The organism is Caproicibacter sp. (genome assembly GCF_046707225.1).
Taxonomy (GTDB): Bacteria; Bacillota; Clostridia; order Oscillospirales; family Acutalibacteraceae; genus Caproicibacter.
Genome location: NZ_JBJKOP010000035.1, coordinates 174,957 through 195,865, shown reverse-complemented (window position 1 = coordinate 195,865; position 20,909 = coordinate 174,957). Strand labels below are relative to the sequence as shown.

At 53.0% G+C, this 20,909-nt stretch carries 18 protein-coding genes and 1 pseudogene; 14 read left to right on the top strand and 5 right to left on the bottom strand.

The window, feature by feature from the left end; all coding sequences use genetic code 11:
- The 8 genes and pseudogenes from ACLQ3M_RS09120 to phnX form a co-directional block, all read left to right on the top strand.
- Positions 1-345: pseudogene (locus ACLQ3M_RS09120) on the top strand (hypothetical protein); the annotation flags it as partial.
- 212 nt (positions 346-557) lie between these two features.
- Positions 558-1,664, top strand: a complete 1,107-nt coding sequence (locus ACLQ3M_RS09115; protein WP_411677371.1) for an extracellular solute-binding protein — start codon at positions 558-560, stop codon at positions 1,662-1,664.
- Entirely contained in the window at positions 1,661-2,503 is an 843-nt protein-coding gene (locus ACLQ3M_RS09110) for an ABC transporter permease (protein WP_411677370.1), read from the top strand. The genes ACLQ3M_RS09115 and ACLQ3M_RS09110 overlap by 4 nt, the downstream gene beginning before the upstream one ends.
- Positions 2,500-3,336 (top strand): ABC transporter permease, encoded by an 837-nt coding sequence (locus ACLQ3M_RS09105; protein WP_411677369.1) that lies wholly within the window; start codon positions 2,500-2,502, stop codon positions 3,334-3,336. Before ACLQ3M_RS09110 ends, ACLQ3M_RS09105 begins: the two co-directional genes overlap by 4 nt.
- 17 nt (positions 3,337-3,353) lie before the next feature.
- A complete protein-coding gene (locus tag ACLQ3M_RS09100; RefSeq protein WP_411677368.1) occupies positions 3,354-4,535 on the top strand; it encodes an ABC transporter ATP-binding protein in 1,182 nt (393 codons plus the stop codon).
- Between the two features lie 19 nt (positions 4,536-4,554).
- Positions 4,555-5,355, top strand: coding sequence for an alkaline phosphatase family protein (locus tag ACLQ3M_RS09095; protein ID WP_411677367.1), 801 nt, complete (start codon positions 4,555-4,557; stop codon positions 5,353-5,355).
- A 114-nt stretch (positions 5,356-5,469) separates the two neighbouring features.
- The gene (phnW, locus tag ACLQ3M_RS09090; protein WP_411677366.1) at positions 5,470-6,570 is read left to right on the top strand and encodes a 2-aminoethylphosphonate--pyruvate transaminase; all 1,101 of its coding nucleotides are present in this window, start codon (positions 5,470-5,472) and stop codon (positions 6,568-6,570) included.
- A gap of 1 nt (position 6,571) precedes the next feature.
- On the top strand, positions 6,572-7,357 hold the full coding sequence (gene phnX, locus ACLQ3M_RS09085) for a phosphonoacetaldehyde hydrolase (RefSeq protein WP_411677365.1): 786 nt from the start codon (positions 6,572-6,574) through the stop codon (positions 7,355-7,357).
- Positions 7,358-7,504: 147 nt separating this feature from the next.
- On the opposite strand, the gene ACLQ3M_RS09080 is transcribed toward phnX, so the two are convergent.
- The gene (locus ACLQ3M_RS09080; RefSeq protein WP_411677364.1) at positions 7,505-8,482 is read right to left on the bottom strand and encodes a hydroxyacid dehydrogenase; all 978 of its coding nucleotides are present in this window, start codon (positions 8,480-8,482) and stop codon (positions 7,505-7,507) included.
- A gap of 201 nt (positions 8,483-8,683) precedes the next feature.
- Between ACLQ3M_RS09080 and ACLQ3M_RS09075 the strand changes: the two genes are divergently transcribed.
- From ACLQ3M_RS09075 to ACLQ3M_RS09065, 3 genes are all read left to right on the top strand, one after another.
- Positions 8,684-9,667 carry a LysR family transcriptional regulator gene (locus ACLQ3M_RS09075; protein WP_411677363.1) on the top strand — a complete coding sequence of 328 codons (984 nt, stop codon included), beginning with the start codon at positions 8,684-8,686 and terminating at the stop codon, positions 9,665-9,667.
- 108 nt (positions 9,668-9,775) lie between these two features.
- Positions 9,776-10,447 (top strand): HAD family hydrolase, encoded by a 672-nt coding sequence (locus tag ACLQ3M_RS09070; RefSeq protein ID WP_411677362.1) that lies wholly within the window; start codon positions 9,776-9,778, stop codon positions 10,445-10,447.
- A 3-nt stretch (positions 10,448-10,450) separates the two neighbouring features.
- Positions 10,451-11,290: an FUSC family protein gene (locus ACLQ3M_RS09065; protein ID WP_411677361.1), complete on the top strand. Its 840-nt coding sequence runs from the start codon at positions 10,451-10,453 to the stop codon at positions 11,288-11,290.
- Between the two features lie 68 nt (positions 11,291-11,358).
- Here ACLQ3M_RS09065 and ACLQ3M_RS09060 read toward each other — a convergent pair whose 3' ends face one another.
- Together ACLQ3M_RS09060 and ACLQ3M_RS09055 are read right to left on the bottom strand one after the other, a co-directional pair.
- Positions 11,359-12,528: an iron-containing alcohol dehydrogenase gene (locus tag ACLQ3M_RS09060; protein ID WP_411677360.1), complete on the bottom strand. Its 1,170-nt coding sequence runs from the start codon at positions 12,526-12,528 to the stop codon at positions 11,359-11,361.
- A 98-nt stretch (positions 12,529-12,626) separates the two neighbouring features.
- Positions 12,627-14,624 (bottom strand): thioredoxin domain-containing protein, encoded by a 1,998-nt coding sequence (locus ACLQ3M_RS09055; RefSeq protein WP_411677359.1) that lies wholly within the window; start codon positions 14,622-14,624, stop codon positions 12,627-12,629.
- Between the two features lie 171 nt (positions 14,625-14,795).
- Between ACLQ3M_RS09055 and ACLQ3M_RS09050 the strand changes: the two genes are divergently transcribed.
- Complete coding sequence (locus ACLQ3M_RS09050; RefSeq protein ID WP_411677358.1) at positions 14,796-15,221, top strand: GNAT family N-acetyltransferase; 426 nt, start codon at positions 14,796-14,798, stop codon at positions 15,219-15,221.
- A 150-nt stretch (positions 15,222-15,371) separates the two neighbouring features.
- Here the strand turns inward: ACLQ3M_RS09050 and ACLQ3M_RS09045 are convergent, their stop codons facing one another.
- Together ACLQ3M_RS09045 and ACLQ3M_RS09040 are read right to left on the bottom strand one after the other, a co-directional pair.
- On the bottom strand, positions 15,372-16,223 hold the full coding sequence (locus ACLQ3M_RS09045; RefSeq protein WP_411677357.1) for a tocopherol cyclase family protein: 852 nt from the start codon (positions 16,221-16,223) through the stop codon (positions 15,372-15,374).
- Between the two features lie 59 nt (positions 16,224-16,282).
- Positions 16,283-17,794 (bottom strand): FAD-dependent oxidoreductase, encoded by a 1,512-nt coding sequence (locus tag ACLQ3M_RS09040; RefSeq protein WP_411677356.1) that lies wholly within the window; start codon positions 17,792-17,794, stop codon positions 16,283-16,285.
- Between the two features lie 371 nt (positions 17,795-18,165).
- Here ACLQ3M_RS09040 and ACLQ3M_RS09035 point away from each other — a divergent pair, with 371 nt between their 5' ends.
- The gene (locus tag ACLQ3M_RS09035; RefSeq protein ID WP_411677355.1) at positions 18,166-18,756 is read left to right on the top strand and encodes a TetR/AcrR family transcriptional regulator; all 591 of its coding nucleotides are present in this window, start codon (positions 18,166-18,168) and stop codon (positions 18,754-18,756) included.
- A 71-nt stretch (positions 18,757-18,827) separates the two neighbouring features.
- On the top strand, positions 18,828-20,900 hold the full coding sequence (locus ACLQ3M_RS09030; protein WP_411677354.1) for an efflux RND transporter permease subunit: 2,073 nt from the start codon (positions 18,828-18,830) through the stop codon (positions 20,898-20,900).
- Positions 20,901-20,909 lie beyond the last annotated feature (9 nt).

The following is a 20,909-nucleotide window of genomic DNA, read 5'->3' as shown; positions in this document are numbered from 1 at the left end:
CAAAACTTGGGGATGAATCCGGTAATGCGGGATCAAAATGCGGCACTTACAACCGGTCTGCAGCGCTTCCTTGCTCTCACTTCGCTAAAGTCTCTATTTATGCCATTTGTTCAGAGGTTCCTTAATTTCGAGGATGTGCCCATCAGCAGAAACGCCGATGTCTGTATCCTTGCCGGTAGCGGCAGGGGCAAAATTTACGGTAACGCAATTTTTTCACGAATCACTCAGCTCACCGTGGTCGATATGCTTTATATGGGTGTAATTTTAAGCGATTATAAAAGATTTTCTCGGGCATTGGATCAAAGCGGTTCCATGATCGCGGATCGCGGTTCCCCTCCCTTGTAACTTTTTCTTTGCATGACAGGGCTTGTTGCGGTTTTTTCTACAACAGGTCCTGTTTTATTTTGTAGTTTTTAACCAAATCAGCGTTAGTTTTTTAATTCCTGTTAATGGAAACTTGCTATGAAAGATGATAGAATTGGGCACGAAATCAACAAATTTCTTCAGGCACCCCCCCTGAAAAAGACACGCGGCGAATTGAAAGGAGTTCAAAAAGTATGCTACATAACAGGGCCTGCAAAAATGCCCCCGGCTTGCGAAGCCGTAAAAGAAACCTAAAACCGATATCCTGCGTTTTCCTCGCGCTGTCCCTTGTTTTTTCGATCACCGGATGTTCCGGCGCGGGCGGCAGCAAAGCGCCGTCTGCAAAGGAGGACAAAATCGTAACATACGGTCAGCCGGATGACTGGGCAAATTGGAAAGAAATGTTTGCGGCCTTCAATAAGAAGTACGGTTCAACCCATGTGGATACCGATATGTCAAGTGCCGAAGAAATCCAAAAATTCGGCGCGGAGAAAAACAATCCCGTCGCGGATACGGCTGATATCGGAATGATGTGGGGTCCGGTAGCCGTTTCGCAGGGTGTAACAATGGGCTACAAAAATGCGAACTGGGATAAAATCGGCGACTGGGCGAAGGATCCCGACGGGAACTGGTTCGGCACCTATGTGGGTGTTCCGGTATTCCTTGTAAACACCGACGTTGTAAAGGATGTTCCTCAATCGTGGAACGATCTGCTGAAAAGCGAGTATAAAGACATGATCTGTATTGCCAATCCACAGACGTCAGGTTCCGGACAGAATATGGTTCTGGCTGCGGCTTACGCGTTAGGCGGAGACATCACAAAGGTGGACGCCTCCATTGATTATTTCGCAAAACTGCAAAAGGAAGGCAATATCAAAAACATATCGGCATCCGTCGCAACCCTGCAAAAAGGGGAAGTCCCCATCTACATCGTCTATGATTTTCTCGCAAAAGGATACCAGGAAGACCTGAAAGGGCAGGCGAATTTTAAAATTGTATTTCCGAAGGAAGGCTCCATCTGGGCCCCAAGCGCTTTAATGATCAACAAATGGTCCCCGCACCCCGGTCTTGCGAAAAAGTTTGCGGATTTTGTTTCTTCCGATGAAGGCCAGGCGATTTTCGCAGAAGGACACGCGCACCCCATCCGGTATGTCGAGGGAAATCTGAAACTGCCGGACGACGTTAAAAGCGAATTGCTGCCGGACAGTTTTTATACCAATTGCGGCAAGCCATCCGAATGGAACAGCGTTTCGCCGGATGAAATCGCGCAAAAATGGGGCAAGGAAGTTTTGGGGCAATGATAAAAAAGGCAAAGGAAAAATACAAGAAAAACGGTGTTTCACTGCTCCTGATTCTTCCTTATCTGCTTTTTTGCATCCTGTTTCTGGTCCTGCCGATGATTTCGATCATCATTCACAGTTTTGACAGCGGAATCGGCGGATGGGCGGCCGTTTTAAAGAACAGCACTTATCTGAAATCGCTGCGCGGCAGTTTGCTGCTTGCCCTCTGGACTACGGCGGAATCCTCTCTGCTGGGTGCCATGCTTGCTTTGTTCTGGGCAAATAAGCTTTCAAGGCACGGCTGGTTTATGGCGTTCATCAACTTCGGCGCAAATAACGGAGGAATCAGTCTGGCGTTTTCCTTCATCGCCCTGATGGGTGCAAACGGTATGCTGACGATAATCCTAAAGCGCTTCGGAATTGAACTTTACCCCGGATTTCAGTTGGCAAGCCTGATGGGCCTGCACTGGGCGTACCTCTCCTTTCTCATCCCTTTCATGTGCATGATTTTTCTACCGGCGGTCGGCTGTGTCCGAAAAGAATGGTTCGCTGCCGCCCGCACGCTCGGCGCCGGCAAATTCCAGTACGCTCGAAAAGTCGCGGGGCCCGTCCTGCTGCCTTCCTTTCTTTCGTCGGCCACCTTGGTTTTTCTGCAGTCTCTCGGCACCTATGCGACGGCGCAGGCCATAACCGACAACCGCATTAATTTAATCACCCTTCAGATTGGGTATCTGATCCAAATGTCGGTTTTTAACCGATCGGACGCAAACGTGCTCTCCATTATCCTTTTGGCTGCCATGGCTTTCACGGTCTTCATCTATCGGGCGGCCAATCAAAAAGCGGCGAGGTGGGCCGGATGAACTTTCAGTGGATGCGCAACGGCAATTCCCGGACCAATGCGGACAAACGCTTCGCCAAAACGGTTTTTCTCCTTGTGACCGCATTATTTCTACTTTACATCATGGCTCCGGTTCTCGCCACGCTGTTTTTTTCACTGTCCCAAAAATGGACCAATACCATTTTGCCGCAAATCTGGTCTACAAACGCTTATGCTGAAATTTTTAACGATCCGGATTTCTACGAAGCCTTGGGAAGAACTGTTGCGCTTTCGACCGTTGTGGCGTGTCTTGACGTTATGATTACGGTTTTGGCGTTGTTTGGCGTGGAAACGGGAAGTAAAAAAGCCGGCACGCTCATTGAAGTGCTTTCCATTATTCCCATCGCGCTGCCCGGCGTTGTGCTGGCGCTCGGCAGCATCAAGTTTTATGGCGCCGTAATGCCTCAACTTCTCGGCACTCCGTATCTTCTGGCCGGTGTGCAGACGGCCTTTAATCTTCCGTTTTGCTACTGGACCATGTCAAATGCGTACAGAGCCATCGACGCCGGTGAACTGTACAGCGCTTCTAAAACGCTCGCGTGCGGAACGGTTTCTTTTCTTATAAGAATCCTTTTCCCTTCCTTAAAAAAAGGAGTTCTGATTTCCGGCGCAATCGCGTTCGCCGGCACATTTGATAATTATGCTCTGCAGCAGCTGATCACGGGCGCCGGATGGAAAACCTTTTCGGTCTTTCAGTACAATTTCTATAAAGTGGACGGTCATCTTGTCAGCGCGCTGTCCGTTATTGCGATGCTTGTCATTTTCGCCATGTCTATTCTGGCAGGATACGCAAGCGGTACAAAAAGAGAAAAGTAGGAAAGGCGGTGTTTTGAATGGAACGGCTAAAATTGATGAACATAGAAAAGAAATATGGAAAAATAAAAGTTTTAAAAAACATTAATCTTGAGATCGAAGTCGGCAAGATGGTATGCCTGTTGGGGCCGAGCGGCTGCGGAAAAAGCACTCTGCTGAAAATTATCGCCGGACTGGAAGATGCGGACGGCGGCAGCATCGAGTTCAAAGGGCAAAGCTGGGACTTCCTAAGCGTAAAAAAGCGGCATGTCGGCATGGTGTTTCAGCAGTATTCCCTGTTTCCGAATCTGAACGCGCTCCAGAATGTGGCGTTTGGTTTGGAAATGAAAAAGATGCCCAAAAAACAGGCCGCCGCCGAAGCGGGGAAATGGCTTAATAAAGTCGGCTTGCAAAGATTCGCAGCCCATTATCCCTATCAGCTCAGCGGCGGGCAGCAGCAGCGCGTGGCCCTTGCAAGAGCTCTCGCGCCCAGCCCCGATATTCTGCTGCTCGACGAGCCCCTGAGCGCGCTTGACGCAGCGGTCCGGCTTTCACTGAGAAGCGAAATTCGGCGGATTCAGCTTCAGCTTGGCATTACGGCGGTTTTCGTCACGCACGATCAAACTGAAGCCCTGGCGATTGCCGATCAAGTGGCGCTGATGAAGGACGGAACCATCGTTGAATCCAACACGCCGAAAAAAATGTATTCCGAACCGAAACAGCTCTTTACCTCATCTTTTATCGGCGTGGTTTCCAGCTTTGACGGGGTTATCTCATCGGTAAATCCCCCTGCGGCACAGGTCTTCGGTTCCACGTTCGAGCTGCCGCCGCTGTCGGAGCCTGTGAAAATCGGCACCCGAATCAGGATCAATGTCCATGCAGGCGACGTTGTGCTTCACAGCAGGCAGGAAGACTTCACGCCGCGTCTCAACCGCGTCAGCGGGCAGGTCGTGAATCTGAATTTTTTAGGCGAAACACAAAGGTACGAAATAAAAATGCAAAACGGCAAAAGATGTTTTGCGGACATCCGAGTGAATGAACACCGTGATTTTGCGATGGGCGAAACCGTGGAAATCGCCTTATCCCCCCTGAAAATGCATGTGTATAATTTGGAAAACGAAGCATGTATTCAATCCGACCCGAGGGAAACCGTTTCGCAGATCAAGGAATATGCGAGAAGCCGTGCAGAACGAGCGCCCGCCCTTGAGCGGGATATTATTTGATTCACGGGAGGTTCCGACATTGGGTAAAGTTTTGTTTGTCTTGATCGACGGCCTGACAGCCGACGCCGCTTTTCGCCACATGGGATTCATGGAGCACTTGGCGGAAAAGCAAAAAGCTGCGAAGTACCGGGTAAAGTCGGAGCTTCCATCCCTGTCGAGACCGATTTATGAAGTCCTTATGACCGGCACACCGGCTTGTAAAAACGGCATTGTGTCCAACGATACCGTCCGAAGGTCGAGAAAAAAGAATCTGTTTCAGCTTGCGACCAAAGCCGGTATGGTGACCGCGGCCGCAGCGTACTACTTTTTCTGCGAATTATATGTCAGCGCACCGTTCAACCGGCAAACGGACCGGTTCCTTTCCGACCCGGAAGCCCCAATCCAGCACGGTATTTTTTATTATGATGATTTCTATCCCGATTCGCATGTATTTTCCGACGCAGATTACCTGATCGGCCGCTACCATCCGGATTTTGCATTGATTCATCCGATGAATACCGATTTTATCGGGCATCGGTACGGCGGAAAAAGCGAAGAATACATCAAAGCCGTCGCAAATATCGACAATATTCTTTCCACGTTTTTACCCGGATGGATCGCCGACGGTTTTGATATTATTGTGACCGCCGACCACGGCATGAGTGAAAGGAAACTGCACGGGGGAAACAGCGCGGACGAACGGGAGGTTCCCATGTACGTTCTGGGAGAAAATGCAGTCGTTAAAGAGGAAACCCAAACACTTTTTGACCAGCTTTCCATTGCCCCGATGGTGTGTAAAATGCTTGGGCTAACTTTTGACCATGAATCGCATCCATCGTAAATTCTTCCGCGGCGCTTGTAATCGGCCCGTGCGGTTGAGCTGCGTAATACGCGGAAAAGGACCGAACAATCGTATGAAAAGCCCGGAATAAAAGGAAGGAGCCCATTACATACTGTGAAAAACTATAAACTATTGACCCCGGGCCCGCTGACCACAACGTGGACGGTGAAGCGGGAAATGCTGTTTGACCACTGCACCTGGGATGACGACTATAAGGAAATCACGCGGAAAATCCGCGCCAAACTGTTAGGGCTTGCACACGTTTCGGCCGATCTGTACACCGCCGTTTTGATGCAGGGAAGCGGCACCTTTGGAGTGGAATCCGTGCTTTCCAGCGTGATTGGACCTTCGGAAAAGCTCCTCATCTGCTCCAACGGCGCGTACGGAGCCCGCATGGCGGAAATCTGCGAATGGAACCGCATCCCCTATGTGCAGTACCAAGAACCCTGCGACCAAATTCCGTCCCCCGATAAGGCGGCCCGCTTTTTGGACGCCGATAAAGCCATTACCCATATCGCCATGGTTCACTGTGAAACGACGACCGGCATTTTAAATGACGCTCAGAGTATGGGCGCTCTCGCGCGGGAGCGGAACAAAACCTTTATTCTGGACGCAATGAGCAGTTTCGGAGGAATGGAGATTCCGGTTGGGGACTGGAACATCGATTTTCTGATCAGCAGCGCCAACAAGTGCATCCAAGGCGTGCCCGGGTTTTCCTTTATTCTGGCAAACCGAAAAAAGCTGACAGAATGTAAAGAAAAAGGAAGAAGTCTTTCCCTGAATCTTTACAGCCAGTGGAAAGAAATGGAGCAGGATGGAAAATGGCGTTTCACTTCTCCCACCCATGCGGTTCTGGCTTTCTCCAAAGCACTGGAAGAACTGGAAGAAGAGGGCGGAATTTTCGCCCGCAGCCGCAGGTATACGCAGAACAACCGTCTTCTGATCAGCGAATTGAAAAAGCTGGGGATTCGGCCCTTTCTGGGGGCAGAGCATCAATCCCCCATCATTACTACTTTTCTTTATCCGGACCGAAACGATTTTTCCTTTCCTGATTTTTACCAATATATCAAGGAACGGGGCTATGTTATTTATCCCGGAAAGCTGACCGAGGCGGATACTTTCCGCATCGGAAACATCGGAGAAATCTATCTCCAGGATATCGAAAAACTAGCGGAGATCATCCGCGGATTTTTAATCGAACATGGAGGAGTTTAAAATGAAAATTGACGCGGTTATTTTGGACTGGTCCGGTACGGCCATCGATTACGGCTGCTTTGCGCCGGTTCGGGCGTTTGAGGAAGCTTTTCATGAATTCGGCGTTGATCCGACGCCCCGGGAAACGAGGGAACCAATGGGCGTGCCAAAACGGGACCATATAAACGCGATGCTTGCCATGCCGAGGATCAAAGAAAGATGGAAAGAGATCCATGGACATTACCCCGAAACGGAGGAAACGGAAAATTTATACCGGAAGTTTGAAGAAAAGCTGTTCCGCATATTGCCGGAGTATTCCAAACCGAAACCGGATACTCTTGAAACCGTAAAAGAACTGCGCTCCAGAGGAATCAAAATCGGCTCCACAACCGGATTTACAAGCAGGATGATGGAAATCGTGGCTCCCGCCGCACAGGAATACGGGTATGCGCCGGACCTATGGGTCAGCCCGGATTCAACGCAGAATTTTGGCCGTCCCTATCCCTATATGATTTTTAAAAACCTTCAGTCCTTAAAGGTGCCGTCCGTAACCCATGTCATTAAAATCGGCGACACGGTCGAAGATGTTCTTGAAGGAAAGAATGCCGGTGTCCTGACGGTAGGCGTCACGGAGGGCAGTTCCGAAATGGGTCTTTCCGAAAAGGAATTCAATTCCCTGAACGAAAAGGATCGTGCGCAAAACATCCGCAGAGTCGGGGAAAAATTCAAAAATGCGGGCGCTGATTTTGTCATAATTCGTCTGAAAGAAATCATTCCGCTGCTCGATCAGCTGACTCAGATCGATTAATATTTTTGATTCACAGCAAAAAATACGCCCCGAACGGCTTTCGTCCGTACAAGGCGTATTTTTTTATGCTCTTTGTTGCAACGGCTCCCGTAGGCAGCGGACTGCCCCTCAAGGTGCATTTTCTAAAAGCTATTATGCTGCGATCCCTTAAAGCGCTATGCGAAGCGGCACTTTCAGATGGTTGGCCGGGTAAGAAATCTCTTCGCCGGTCAGAACCTCCACAATTCCCTGCGCCGCCGTCGTGCAGCAGCGTTTTACCGCCTGCTCCGTGGTTGCCGCGGCATGTGGCGTAGCCACCACCTGCGGCATTTTCAGCAGCGGATGATCCGGGCCGATCGGCTCCCCGGCGTAAACGTCCAATCCCGCCCCAAGGATCTCGCCGCCCCGCAGTGCTGCGATCAAATCGTTTTCCACGACCACATCACCGCGCGCCACATTGATAAACGACGCTGTCGGCTTCATCAGCCGGAAGTCCCCGGCGGCAATGCTGCCGCGTGTCTGCGGGGTCGAGGGCATGTGCAGGCTGACAAAGTCCGCTTCCCTGAGGACCTCTTCCTTCGTTTTCAGTTCGATGGGAGCTTTCAGCTTTTCCTGACTGAGAAACGGATCGTACCCGATGACTTTCATCCCGAAGCCGTAGGCCGCTTTTTTTGCGAGCAGCTGTCCGATTCGGCCGCACCCGAGCAGTCCAAGCGTCATTCCCTGCAATTCAAAGGTATTATGAAGCGTATACCGCACATTGAAATCGCCTCCGCGGAAGATTTCATCCACATAACGAAATCGCCGCGCGCAGGCAAGTATTAAAAACAAGGCGTGCTCCGCGACGGAATTGGAGTTTCCCGTCGGGGCGTAAACCACCTGGATTCCCCGTTTCGTGGCATAATCCAGATCAATATTGTCCAGACCCACCCCGTGCTTTGCAATGACCCTCAGGTTTTCGGAAGCGTCGATCATGGCCGGCGTCACCTTTCCCGTGCGGCACAGAATCCCCTCCGCCTGCGTCTCTCGAAGATCCCGGATAAAGTCCGCTTCGCTGTTTCCATGGCTCACCAGGACTTCAATTCCGTTGTTTTGCAGGATGTCCCGCCCGGACTGATCCATTTCTCTTAAAAACAGTACTTTCATTTCCCCAAGCTCGCTCCTTAGATAAATCGTTTTCTGCGACGTTTTCCCTGACCCAAAAGTATCTTTTTCAGTGGATACGTTTCCTGTTCATGGCAAATCTTTTCCGCATCATTGATTATATGCGCGATGTATTATATAATCAAATATATATAGTTGTATATGAACTATATTATTTTATTTATATCGAGGGAATCACGGGGCATGATGGATTACAAGTACGTTTACGAAGTTTACCGGGAACGCAGTTTTTCCCGCGCCGCCAAGAACCTGTATGTTTCTCAGCCCGCCCTGAGCGCGACGGTAAAAAAAATAGAAACCCGGCTGGGGTTTCAGGTCTTTGACCGCAGCACCTCCACTCTTGAGCTGACGGAGGAGGGAAAAGCCTATGTGGATGCGGCGGAAAAAATCCTGAAGATCGAGGAAAACTTATACTCTTATGTAAACGACATTTCCAACCTGAATGCCGGGAAGATTGTCGTCGCAGGGCCCGCGTTCTTTTCGTCGTTCATCATTCCCTCCATTGTCAACCGGTTTGCCGCGCTGCACCCCGGCGTTACGCTTGAGTTTATGGAAGCGGATTCCGTGGAGCTGTATGAAAAAGCCATGGACAATAAAATCGATCTGATCGTCGATTCCGGCATCTGCGACCCGAAACTGTTTACGTCCGCCGACCTGTTTACCGAGCAGATTCTATTGGCCATCCCGCTGAACTATCCGATTGTGAACCGGCTGCGAGACTCTGCGCTGACCAATGAGGATATCTGTGAAAACAAACACCTTTCACCGCAGACAAGGGGCATTGACCTTACCCTGGTCCGCGATCTGCCGATTATCCTTTTGAAAAAGGACCACGATATTTACCGGAAAGCGAAAGCCCTGTGCAGCGAAAGGAATTTTTCTCCGAAATCCTCCATCCGTCTGAATCAGATGCTGACCGCCGTCAACATCGCTTCTCAGGGGCTGGGCTGCGTGTTTATTTCCGATTCTCTGATCAAACACTCTCATTCCGCCGTCAACCTTGCTTATTTCAAGATCGACACAAAAGAGGAAAATCTTTTGAAAAGGGAAGTGTTTATCGCCTATAAGAAAAACTGCCATATGACAAGGGCAATGAAAAGCTTTCTTTCGGTCGCGGCGGATTTGTTCCGTCCCTCCGCCGAAAGCGGCGCCCGGCAACCCGCGTGAGAGGCCCCGTTCCCCCGGCGGAAATCCGCTTTATAATTTTACTTGTGTAAAACGTGTGAATATTGTAAAATACATACATTGGAATAGTAAAAATAAACAGGTGATTCTTTGTATCGTGCATGTATCTTTGATTTGGACGGAACTTTGGCAAACACGCTCTACTCCATCGCCCACTTTTCGAATACGGCGCTGAAACAGTGCGGATACCCCGAAATTCCGGACGAGGATTACAGAAAAATCGTCGGCGACGGCGCCGATATGCAGATTCGGCGGATGCTTGCCGCCGTTTGTAAGGAACCTTTTACCGAGCAAGAGGCGGCGGAGCTGAAAAGGGTTTACAGCGCCCTTTACGAAAGCGACCCGGTGCATCTTGTGCGGGAATATCCCGGGATGCGGGAAACGCTGGCGGGGCTGAAAAGAGCGGGCGTTCCAGCCGCGGTGCTCACCAACAAGCCCGACGCCTGGGCCAAGGCGATCATCGCCTCGCTGTTTCCGCCGGAAAGCTTTGAATTGTGCTTCGGCCAGCAGCCCGGCCTTCCCCGCAAACCGTCCCCGCAGGGGGCGCTGATGATTGCGGAAAAATTCCGGCTAGACCCGCGGGAAATCCTTTATCTCGGCGACACCAACACGGATATGAAAACAGGCGCAGGCGCAGGTATGGAGACGGCCGGCGTTCTCTGGGGGTTCCGCGGCCGCCGTGAACTGGAAGAAAACGGCGCGTCCTATCTGCTTGAGACCCCGGATGAAATTCTTCCGCTCATTTTTGGCGGCAAGGGGTGAATTATGGAACGGTTTTTCCGTTTTTTCCGGACGAATCTGCGGCTTGGCCTTCGAATTATCAAAACGGGGATCGCCGTGACATTCTGCATCGCGGTTTCCAATATCTTACATCTCAATCAACCCTTCATTGCGGTGATTGCCACCGTGATTTCCATGGGGAAGTCCATTGATCTTTCCGTCAAAGCCGGTAAAAACAAAATGTTCGGGGTTGTGATCGGTTCCGCCGTGGGGGCCGCGTTCGCCGCCGTCTCACCGGGCAACGCGGGCCTGTGCGGCATTGGAGTGATTCTGTCGCTGTACCTGTGCCATTTCTTTCATCTGGAAAGCGCCGGGGTTCTGTCCAGCTTTTCTTTCGCCGCGGTCATGTTCGGCGCGGCCCGGAACGCGCCCTGGCAGTATGCGCTGTCCTGCACGGGCGCCGCGCTGCTTGGAATCGCCATGGCGGTCCTGGTCAACCTGGTCGTGATGCCGCCCAATCATGCGCTGGAAATCAAAAAAACATATTCGGAATTAAAAAAGAAAACCGCGGAAGCGATCGAGAACGCCGCGCAAAAGCAGACGGTCGGCTCCAAAACCGTAATCGAAGAAATCGACCGGATCTCGCGGTCGGTAAAGCTTTATATCTCGGAAGCAAAAATTCTGCGCTGGAATGACGACGAGGTTTTTCGCATCTCCTCCAGCATAGCGGTTTACCGGCTGATTCTGGACGAACTGAAAGCGGTTGAGGCCATTCGCCTGACGGAAAACGGCGAACCGGACGAGGAGACGCGCACGGTTTACCAGTATCATATGAAGAGAATGCGCGAGCTTTTTCAGCGCGCGCAGGAATCGGAGCAGGGGTAGCCGCGGCTCCAAAAAAAGCAGCCTGAAAGCGTTCCCGCTTTCAGGCTGCTTTCATAATGTCCGGGTTTTTAAAACGCGACGTCCTCGCCGTAATAAGCGCAGGTAAGGACTTTGAGCATATTCTCCGCGTTTGTCGTTCTCGGGTTGGAGGAGGTGCAGGGATCCTTGACCGCGTTTTCCGCAATGGTCTGCGCATGGGCCTTGAAATCCTCTTCGCTCACGCCGTTTTCACGGTAGGTGGGCTGAATGCCGAGCTTCTTGTTTAACGCACGCACAGCCTCGACCAGAGAATCCGTAAGCTGTTTGTCCGTCGAACCCGGCAGGCCGAGCATCTTCGCAATCTGGGCATAGCGCTCCATGCACGCTCTGGAATTGTACTCTATGACAAACGGCAGAAGAATCGCGTTGCAGCAGCCGTGCGGAATGTGGAACATTGCGCCGGTCTTATGCGCGATGCTGTGCGCGATGCCGAGCAGCGCGTTGGAGAAGGACATGCCGGCCAGGCACTGCGCAATGTGCATCTTGCCGCGCGCTTCTTTGTCGCCGTTGTAGGAATCGAGCAGGCTGTCGAAAATATCGGAAATCGCCTTAAGCGCGAGGGCGTCCGAAAAATCGGAACGGGCCGTGGCAACGTAGGCTTCGATTGCGTGAGTCAGCGCGTCCATTCCCGTGTGGGCGGTCAGGGTTTTCGGCATGGCCTGCGGAATATCGGTATCCAGAACCGCGATGTCGGGCGTGATCTCAAAGTCCGCGAGAGGATACTTGATATTGGTGGAGTAATCCGTAATGACCGAAAACGCCGTAACTTCGGAAGCGGTGCCGCTGGTGGAGGGAATCCCCACAAAAATGGCTTTCTTTCTCAGCTTCGGCATGGTGAACGGGTCCTTGATGTCGTCAAACGTCTTGTCTGGGTATTCATAGAATACCCACATGGCTTTCGCGGCGTCCATTGGGGAGCCGCCGCCGATCGCGACGATGACGTCGGGTTCGAATTCGCGCATGGCCTTTGCGCCGTCAAAAACGCGCTCAATGGACGGGTCCGGCTCCACGCCCTCATAAATTCTGGTCTCCAGTCCCGCTTCTTTCAGAACGTCTTCCAGCTTCTGCAAAAATCCGGTTTTCCTCATGGAATGTCCGCCGGTAACAATAAAGGCTTTTTTATAACCTTTCAGATTTTTCAGTTCGCCGATTGCACCCGCTCCGAAATAAATGTCGCGCGGCAATGTGAATCTCGCCATAAAAAAAGTCCTCCCTTTTTCGTTTGTTATTTATTAAACAATCTTTTCTGTTTCTATCTTACCATACCGTTTTATCTGTTTCAAGCATTGGCAAATATTTATTTTTTTCCATGCATCAGGCGCAGAAGCTGATCCGCATCGTCAACCGGAGGGTAGCAGCGATGGCCCTCGCACACATAAGCGCGCGGCCCGCTATTTTTCTGCCCCGCGCCAAAGTCTGCGGGATTTGTCCGCACGGTCAGAAACGGGAAGTACCCGCTGTGAAGCACACCGTAAAACGGTGCAAGCTCCGTTTCGTCGCGCGCGGTCAGCGTGACGTCCGTCCCTCCGCCGCGCAGATACAAAGCCGCGCCGGCCGCGGTGGGGCACGCCGCAGGCGCCCGGGATAATTCCAGCGGGAACGCTTCCAGAATCCTGGCCGCGCGCTTTTCCAGTTCCGGCCTGTCCGCCAGGCGGGCAAGACGGACCAGCTGGAACGCGTGGACGGCGTTGGCGGACGGCATGGAGGAATCCCAGATTTCTTTGCCGCGCGCGGGGGAACGAACCGCTCCCGCCTCCGCGGAATAGAATCCTCCGTTTTCCCGGTCCTCAAACCGTTCTGTGAACACCTTCTCCAAACGCAGGGCGCTTTCAAGCCGGCAAGGCTCCCGGCCCGCTTCGTACAGCTCCAGCAGGCCCCAGAGGAAAAAGGCGTAATCCTCAGCAAAGCCGGGCACCCGGGACGGACCCTCCCGGTAAACGGCAATCAGCGAACCGTCCCGCGCGGTCATGTTTTCCAAAATAAAATCCGCGGCTTTACGGGCCTTTCGCAGATACGCTTCCTCCCCGAACGCGCGGGCGGCCAAGGAAAGCGCCGCAACGGCAAGCCCCGTGCGGGACGGGAGAATTTTGTCGTCCAGAAACGGGGGGACGCGTCCGGAGCGGCAGGCCAGCACCTTTCGGCGGCAGGCTTCGGCAAATCCCCTCCGATTCTCCGGAATTCCGCCGGACAAAAGATTCGGGATGTTTTTTCCTTCAAAATTGCCTTCTTCCGTAATTCCGAGCAACCGGCTGAATTCCTTTTCGTCCGGGCCAAGCACCTGCCGGAGCTCCTCCGGTGTAAAGGTATAATACTTTCCCTCCACGCCCTCGGAGTCCGCGTCCTCCGCCGTGTAAAATCCGCCGTTTTTCGACTGCATCCGGCCCGTGAGGTACGAAAGGATTTCCTCCGCCGTCCGACGGTATTCCTCTTTTCCCGTAATCTGCCAGCACTCGGTATACGCCATGCAGAGTAGGGCGTTGTCCGACAGCATTTTCTCAAAATGGGGAACCAGCCAACGGCTGTCCGTCGAATACCGGCAGAATCCGAACCCGATCTGGTCGTAGATGCCGCCCCGGCGCATGCAGCCGAGCGTTTTCTCGCACATATTCAGAGCCTTTTCCTTTCCGGCGGCGGCATAAAAGCGCAGCAGAAACAGCAGATCCTGCGGGGATGGGAACTTCGGCGCCTCGGAAAAGCCACCGTATTTTTCGTCAAACCGCCGTTCAAGCTCCCCAAACACGCGTTCCGGCATATTTTCATCCACCGGGGCCGGGCTCTGCGCATGGAACACGGCTTCGCGCCCGATGCGTTCCGCCGCGCCGGCGATTCGGTTCCGGTCGGTTTTCCAGAGCGTGGCAATCTGCCCGAGCAGCGTCAGAAATCCGGACATTCCGGGGCGGTCGTATTTTGGGAAATACGTCCCGGCAAAAAACGCCTTGCCCTCCGAGTCAAGAAAGACGCTGAGCGGCCATCCGCCCGAGCCGGTCATTCTTTGGCAGACCTCCATATAATAGCCGTCCACATCCGGGCGCTCCTCCCGGTCCACCTTGATGCTGATAAAGTCCCGGTTCAGCACCCCCGCGACCTCCTCATCCTCAAAGCACTCCTCCGCCATGACGTGGCACCAGTGGCAGGTTGAATATCCGATGGATAAAAACACGGGCTTGTCTTCCCGCTTCGCTTTTTCAAAAGCCTCGTCGCCCCAGGGATACCAGTTCACCGGATTACGGGCGTGCTGTAACAGGTAGGGACTTTTTTCATGAATCAGGCTGTTGAATCTCACCGCGTTCGGCATGTTGTCCGCCCTCTTTCGTCCTTTGCATCCTATTGTTCCTCCGGCTCACGCAAATATAACCGTTCCGGTACACGGATTCGGCTTGACCGCCGGTTTACTTTCTCCGCGGATCGGATTATAATTGTTAAAATTCCCGAATGCGGGCCATATCCAGAAAGGGGAGGAATCGGTATGAAGATCAGAAAAGCCGGACCGGAGGATGTTGAATCCGTTTATGAACTGATCTGTTCGCTGGAAGAAAGTTATCCGCCTCACGACGCCTTCCGGCAGACTTATCTCAACAACCTGAAAAGCCCCGGAATCCTTTACCTCCTGTGTGAACATCAGGGGCGGGCGGCTGCGTTCGGAAGCCTGCACATCCAGCTTTTGCTGCATCACTGCGGGGCGGCGGCGGAAATTCAGGAATTGGTCGTACAGCCGGACCTGCGGGGAAACGGGATCGGGGCGGCTCTTGTCTCGGCGCTGAAAGAAGAAGCGCTGCGGCGCGGCTGTGTCCTTCTGGAAGTCTGCTGCAACCGAAAGCGGGAACACGCCCACCGGTTTTATGAAAGCTGCGGCATGCGGCGGTCCCATTTCAAATTTACCATGAATTTATAACGGACTGCTGCAAAACAGGCTTCTCTAAATATCGCACAAAAAATGCGTCTTAATCCGGCTTTGAGAGCCGTTTTAAGACGCATTTTGATTTGTCTGTTCGCTATGGTAAATTCATTTTTTAACAGCCCCGTCATTCTTCCGCCGGTTTCTTTAAAATTCGTCCAAGCTTCCGACCTGTTCGAACCCGGCGCACGCGCCCCGGTCTTCCAGCAGGATCCTTTTCCCTTCCGTCAGGCGGACCGCCGAGTCACAGCAGGGATACTCCCGGATTGCGCGGGACATATCCCCCAGCAGCGGCGCCTTCAGTTCCCGGCTCACTCCGGCGCGGACCCGTATTTCCAGGCGGCGCTCTCCCTGCCGGGCGGCAATACAAACGACGTTCCCCGATCTTCGGACCCGCTCCAGCCCGCCGCCGAAATAAGTCGCGAGCCGGTACTCCCTGCCGCCGGCCCTGCACACGCCGAGCAGTCCGTTGAATGCCCGCGGGCCGATCGGAACCCGCGCGGCGGCGAGCATGACCCCGTCCCCGGGGCGGGAAAAGCAGTTCGACTGGTACCAGACCCACGCCCTGGGAAAAGACTTTCCCGCGTCCCGCTCCAGGTAACCCGTTCCCCCCGTCAGGTTCAGCGTCTCCCCGTTGACGTTCAGCGCCCCCTTGAGTGAATGGTTTATGCTGACGACGTCGTGGCTGCACTCCAGAAACCGAAGGTAGGAGAAGGGTCCCATTACGGTGGGGCAGTAGAAGCTTTTGCGGATCGGCTGAAACGCGGAGTACGCAATTTCGCCCGAAATCCGCATCCCGTCCTGAAGAATGGAAACCGCCGCTCCGGATTCACCGAAGACGCTTTCCCCGACCCGGATGCGAAGCGGGTGCCGTTCGACACGGAAGGATTCGGCCGGATAACGGAAAAAACGGGACCATTCCGGAGAAATCACCTGGAGAAAGGCCGTCTGTTTCCCATCCGGCGCGGCGGAAAGGCCGGGAATAAAGGAGTAGACCATCCCCCCGGCGCTGTGCTTAAAATACCACCCCTCAAACCGGCGAGCGCCGCCCTTTTCCGTCAGTCCGGCCCCCTCTTTTCCAACGGGAGAAACGCGGGATTTTCCAGAATGTTTCCATCCGCGTCGAATCTGGAACCGTGGCAGGGGCAATCCCACGTTTTTTCCTCCGGGTTCCATTTCAATGGGCACCGCATGTGTGTGCAAACGGTTTTGACTCCGTGCAGCTCGCCGTCCGCATCGCGGTAAGCCCCGATTTTTGCACCCTCAAACTCCACAATACCGCCCTCGCCGTTTTTCAGCTGCGCCACGCCTCCTTTGGGGATTTCCGTATATCCGTGAAAAAAATTCGCGGCGGTGTCGGCCGCCTCCTGAAAAAATCTGCCCGCCTGCAGGCGAAAGTCCGACCTTCCCGGAGAAAAAACATCCGCCACCTCGCTCTTGCCGGATAAAATCAAATCCGTAAGGATTCCGGCCGCGGCCATGCTCCCCGTCATTCCCCATTTGTTGAAGCCCGTCGCCAGATAAACCCGGTCGCCGAACTGCCGGTACCGTCCGATGATCGGGATATGGTCGTTTGTCATGCAGTCCTGCGCCGACCAGCGGGATTCGACCGAACAGCCCGGATAGAGCTTTTGCGCCTCTTCCTCCAGCTTTCCGTAGTGGGACACGTCCGTTTCATGGCCCGTTTTATGCGAACCCCAGCCCAAAAGCAGAACCGTTTCCCCGTTGACGCGGGCGCTGCGGAACGACAGTCCCGCTTCCTCACAGTCGAGATACATGCCGGAAAGCTCGGGGGCGCCCTTCAAGGCGGCCAGGTAGGAGCGATTTTGCACAATCCGTGTAAAATAAAACCCGCGCAGGTTTGTAAACGGGTAATGAGAGCAGATGAGAACGCTTTTGCCGTAGACATGGCCCGCTCCGGTCAGAACCATATTGTCGTCCAAAGCGACAGCCGGGGTATTTTCATAGATTTTCACGCCGCGGTCCCGCAGAATCTCCGCAAGGCGGCAGGCAAATTTCATCGGATGAAACCTTGCCTGCCCGGAAAAACGGACCGCCCCCCGCACCGGAAACGGCAGCTCGCCGCATTTGTCCGTAAACGATGCGTCGATGGAAAGCCTCCTCGCCGTTTCCGCCTCTTCCTTCACCCGCTGCGCGCCCTCCGGCGTACAGGAATAAACATACGCGTCGCAGGGGACAAAATCGCAGTCGATCTTTTCCGTCTGAACAATCTGAGCAAAGCGGGAAACCGCCTCTTCATTTGCCTTGGCGTACTGCCAGGCGGCTCTGGTTCCCATTCCCTTTTCCAAAGAGCTGTAGATTAATCCGTGCTGAGAGGTGATCTTCGCCGTGGTCCGCGCGGTCGTTCCGTGCAAGACCCTGCCCGCCTCCAGAATCACGATATCCCGCACTCCCCTGCGCTGCAGCTCATACGCGCACAACAGGCCGCAGAGTCCTCCCCCCACAATGACCGCGTCGGCGTTGCAGTCGCCCGTCAACTTTGGGAATTCCGGCGGCGCGACCGTCTGCCAGCAGGATTGGAACCGGTTCTCCTCCATTTTTTCGATCACATCCTTTTTCCCTATTTTTACCGGTTTTCAGGAAATCATTCAGGCCCCAGAAGACCAGCGTGTCTTTCCCGCCGCGCTGCGCTTTCACAAAAGTCTCCTCGAAAATTCCCGCCGTTTTCGCCCAAACCGGATAGCCAAATGGTTCGGGTATGGAGGAAACCGGATGGCGTTTTAAGGAAAAAGAACGGTAAGATCACAATCGATCCATCGTCCGAACGAGTTGATAATGCCCAGTTTTTCCGGAACCATTTGACCATATTTAGCGAAAACACTGAATTCGGCGTAAAAGATTGACTAACGGTCATTTTTGATCTATACTATCAACGCAAACACAAAATGACCGTTAGTCATTTTTAAAAAGGCGGTATCAAATGGCAGGAAAACTGTTGGAAAACAAAAAAATCAAAATGGGCCGGCTGTATGACGCCGCCTACGAGCTGTTCACCTCAAAAGGCGTACACGCCACCGTGGTGGACGAAATCGTACAGCACGCCGGAGTGGCCAAAGGGACGTTTTACCTTTACTGCAGGGACAAATACGATTTGGTCAACAAAGTGATTCTGAGGAAAACCTCCACGCTGCTGGAGGAAACCATGCGGGCTCTGACGAAAAAGAAGGAAGAGCAGCCGATGAGCTTTCAGCAGAGCGTCGTATTTTTTGTCGACTCCCTGATCCGGACGTTTCGCAACGACACCCGGTTTCTGGAGCTTGTTTTCAAAAACCTTTCCCCCACATTGTTTGAACGGCTGTTCCGATGCACCGAGCTGGAAGACGTTCGGAAAGAATTTGTTGAAAACTTTATGCTCCGCGGCGGCACCAGCGAGGCGGCCGGGCAGCGCCTGTATCTGATTGTGTGCATGGTCGGCGCCGTCTGCTACAGCTCCCTCATTATGAAAATGCCGTACGGCTTTGACGAGGTTCGCCCCGAGCTGTACCGTTCCATCGAGCAGATTCTCGCCTGAGGCGTAACCTTTCGCCGCGGCCGGAATAAACTCAAACAAAAAAGCATTAACAGGAAACGGAGAGATGCCGATTGCTTTCCAGATTTGCAAAAATTCTCACCAGACACCCCACTATCGTAACCGGAATTGCGATTTTACTTCTGATCCCCTGCGCTCTCGGATTTATCAAAACAAGGGTCAATTACGACATTCTGTCGTACCTTCCGAAAAATCTGGATTCCGTAAAGGGCGAAGACGTTCTGGAGGATACGTTCCACGATGCCGCAACCTCCATGCTGGTCATCGACGGGATGTCAAGCAAGGATATTTCGGACCTGAAAGAGAAAATCAAAGAAGTCCCGGGAGTCAACAACTGCGTCTGGGTTGACGATGTGGCGGACCTGAGCGTTCCGGAAGAAATGCTGCCGGACACCGTGAAAGATTTGTTTTACAGCGACAGCGCCGACTCCACCATGATGCTGATTACCTATAACGGTTCCACTTCATCGGAAGAAACCTTTGACGCCATCGGAAAAATTAAAGGCCTTTTAAACAAGCAGTGCTTTCTAAGCGGTTTTTCCGCCATGCAGCGCGACATGAAAAATCTGCTGGAAGGCGAAATGCCCTACTACGTGCTGCTGGCCGGCGGGCTGTGCCTGGTTGCCATGATGTTTTGTCTGGATTCCTGGCTATTGCCGGTTGTTTTCCTTCTGGGCATCGGATTCGCCATTCTGTACAACATGGGAACCAACATTTTCCTCGGCGAGATTTCCTACATCACCAGGGCGATCGCCGCAATCTTGCAGCTGGGCGTCACGATGGACTACTCCATCTTCCTCATCAACCGCTATGATGAGGAAAAGCCGAAATTCGAAGACCGGCGCGACGCGATGGCAAGCGCGATTCAAAGCACCTTCCTCTCGCTCGCGGGCAGCTCCCTGACCACGGTCGCCGGGTTTCTGGCCCTGTGTTTTATGAGCCTCGCGCTCGGCAAGGACATCGGCATTGTCATGATGAAGGGCGTCGTGATCGGCGTATTCTGCACGGTCACCGTCCTTCCTTCCCTGATTCTTCTGTTTGACAAGCCGATCCACAAGTACACGCACCGAATTTTGATCCCGCCGTTCGAAAGGGGCTCCAATTTCATTCTCCGGCATCGTGTCATTTTTGTCGCGTTCGCGCTGCTGCTGATCGGACCAACCTTTTACATGCAGTCGCACGCGCAGGTTTATTACAACATTGACAAAACGCTGCCCGCAACCACCGATTCCGTGGTTGCGACCGATAAGCTGAAACAGGATTTCAACATGGCGACCACGCATTTCATTATTCTGGACGACAGCCTGCCGTCTTATAAAACCAAAAACATGATTGACGAGATTAAAAAACTGAACGGCATCGAAACCGTCCTTTCTTACGACGATTTGGTCGGCCCGGCCGTACCGTCCGACTTTATCCCGGACAGCGTTAAGGAAATCTGTAAAAAGGACGGCCGGCAGATCGTCATGGTAAACTCGCAGTACCAGGCCGCCGAAAACGAAGAAAACGAGCAGATTGCTCAAATCACCAGAATCACCAAAAAATACGACCCGACTTCCCAAGTGACCGGCGAGGGCGCCCTGACGAAGGACCTTGTTGAAATTGCCAACCACGACTTCACCGTGACCAGCTATATTTCCATTATCCTGATGCTGATTATCGTGGCCGCGGTGTTCCGTTCCATCGCCGTACCCGTAATTCTTGTCGCCGTGATAGAGCTGGCAATCTTCCTGAATCTAAGCGTACCGTACTTAACCGGAAACGTCATTTCCTTTATTTCCCCCATCGTCATCAACTGCGTACAGCTCGGCGCCACCGTCGACTACTCCATTTTGATGACCACAAGGTTTCAGGAGGAACTGAAGTCCGGAAAGAACCGCCTTGACGCGATTAAAATCGCGAGCTCCTCCTCGTTCCGTTCCATCATTACAAGCGCGCTGGTTTTCTTCTGCGCCACAACCGGCGTCTCGATGATTTCCAAAATGGGGATCATTCAGAACATCTGCGCGATGCTGGCGCGCGGCGCCATCATCAGCGCGGCTGTCATTATCCTGATTCTGCCGGCGGTGCTGTACGTAACCGAACCGGTCATAGAAAAGCTCAGCTACCATTTCCATACAAACTGACAATCCTTT

What these genes read in the sequence shown, in the direction of transcription:
- ACLQ3M_RS09110 (WP_411677370.1), top strand. Translation starts at nt 1,661, where the DNA reads ATGATAAAAAAGGCAAAGGAAAAATACAAGAAAAACGGTGTTTCACTG.
- ACLQ3M_RS09045 (WP_411677357.1), bottom strand. Translation starts at nt 16,223, where the DNA reads ATGGTCTACTCCTTTATTCCCGGCCTTTCCGCCGCGCCGGATGGGAAA.
- ACLQ3M_RS09115 (WP_411677371.1), top strand. Translation starts at nt 558, where the DNA reads ATGCTACATAACAGGGCCTGCAAAAATGCCCCCGGCTTGCGAAGCCGT.
- ACLQ3M_RS09080 (WP_411677364.1), bottom strand. Translation starts at nt 8,482, where the DNA reads ATGAAAGTACTGTTTTTAAGAGAAATGGATCAGTCCGGGCGGGACATC.
- ACLQ3M_RS09035 (WP_411677355.1), top strand. Translation starts at nt 18,166, where the DNA reads ATGGCAGGAAAACTGTTGGAAAACAAAAAAATCAAAATGGGCCGGCTG.
- ACLQ3M_RS09065 (WP_411677361.1), top strand. Translation starts at nt 10,451, where the DNA reads ATGGAACGGTTTTTCCGTTTTTTCCGGACGAATCTGCGGCTTGGCCTT.
- ACLQ3M_RS09100 (WP_411677368.1), top strand. Translation starts at nt 3,354, where the DNA reads ATGGAACGGCTAAAATTGATGAACATAGAAAAGAAATATGGAAAAATA.
- ACLQ3M_RS09055 (WP_411677359.1), bottom strand. Translation starts at nt 14,624, where the DNA reads ATGCCGAACGCGGTGAGATTCAACAGCCTGATTCATGAAAAAAGTCCC.
- ACLQ3M_RS09060 (WP_411677360.1), bottom strand. Translation starts at nt 12,528, where the DNA reads ATGGCGAGATTCACATTGCCGCGCGACATTTATTTCGGAGCGGGTGCA.
- ACLQ3M_RS09105 (WP_411677369.1), top strand. Translation starts at nt 2,500, where the DNA reads ATGAACTTTCAGTGGATGCGCAACGGCAATTCCCGGACCAATGCGGAC.
- ACLQ3M_RS09050 (WP_411677358.1), top strand. Translation starts at nt 14,796, where the DNA reads ATGAAGATCAGAAAAGCCGGACCGGAGGATGTTGAATCCGTTTATGAA.
- ACLQ3M_RS09075 (WP_411677363.1), top strand. Translation starts at nt 8,684, where the DNA reads ATGATGGATTACAAGTACGTTTACGAAGTTTACCGGGAACGCAGTTTT.
- phnX (WP_411677365.1), top strand. Translation starts at nt 6,572, where the DNA reads ATGAAAATTGACGCGGTTATTTTGGACTGGTCCGGTACGGCCATCGAT.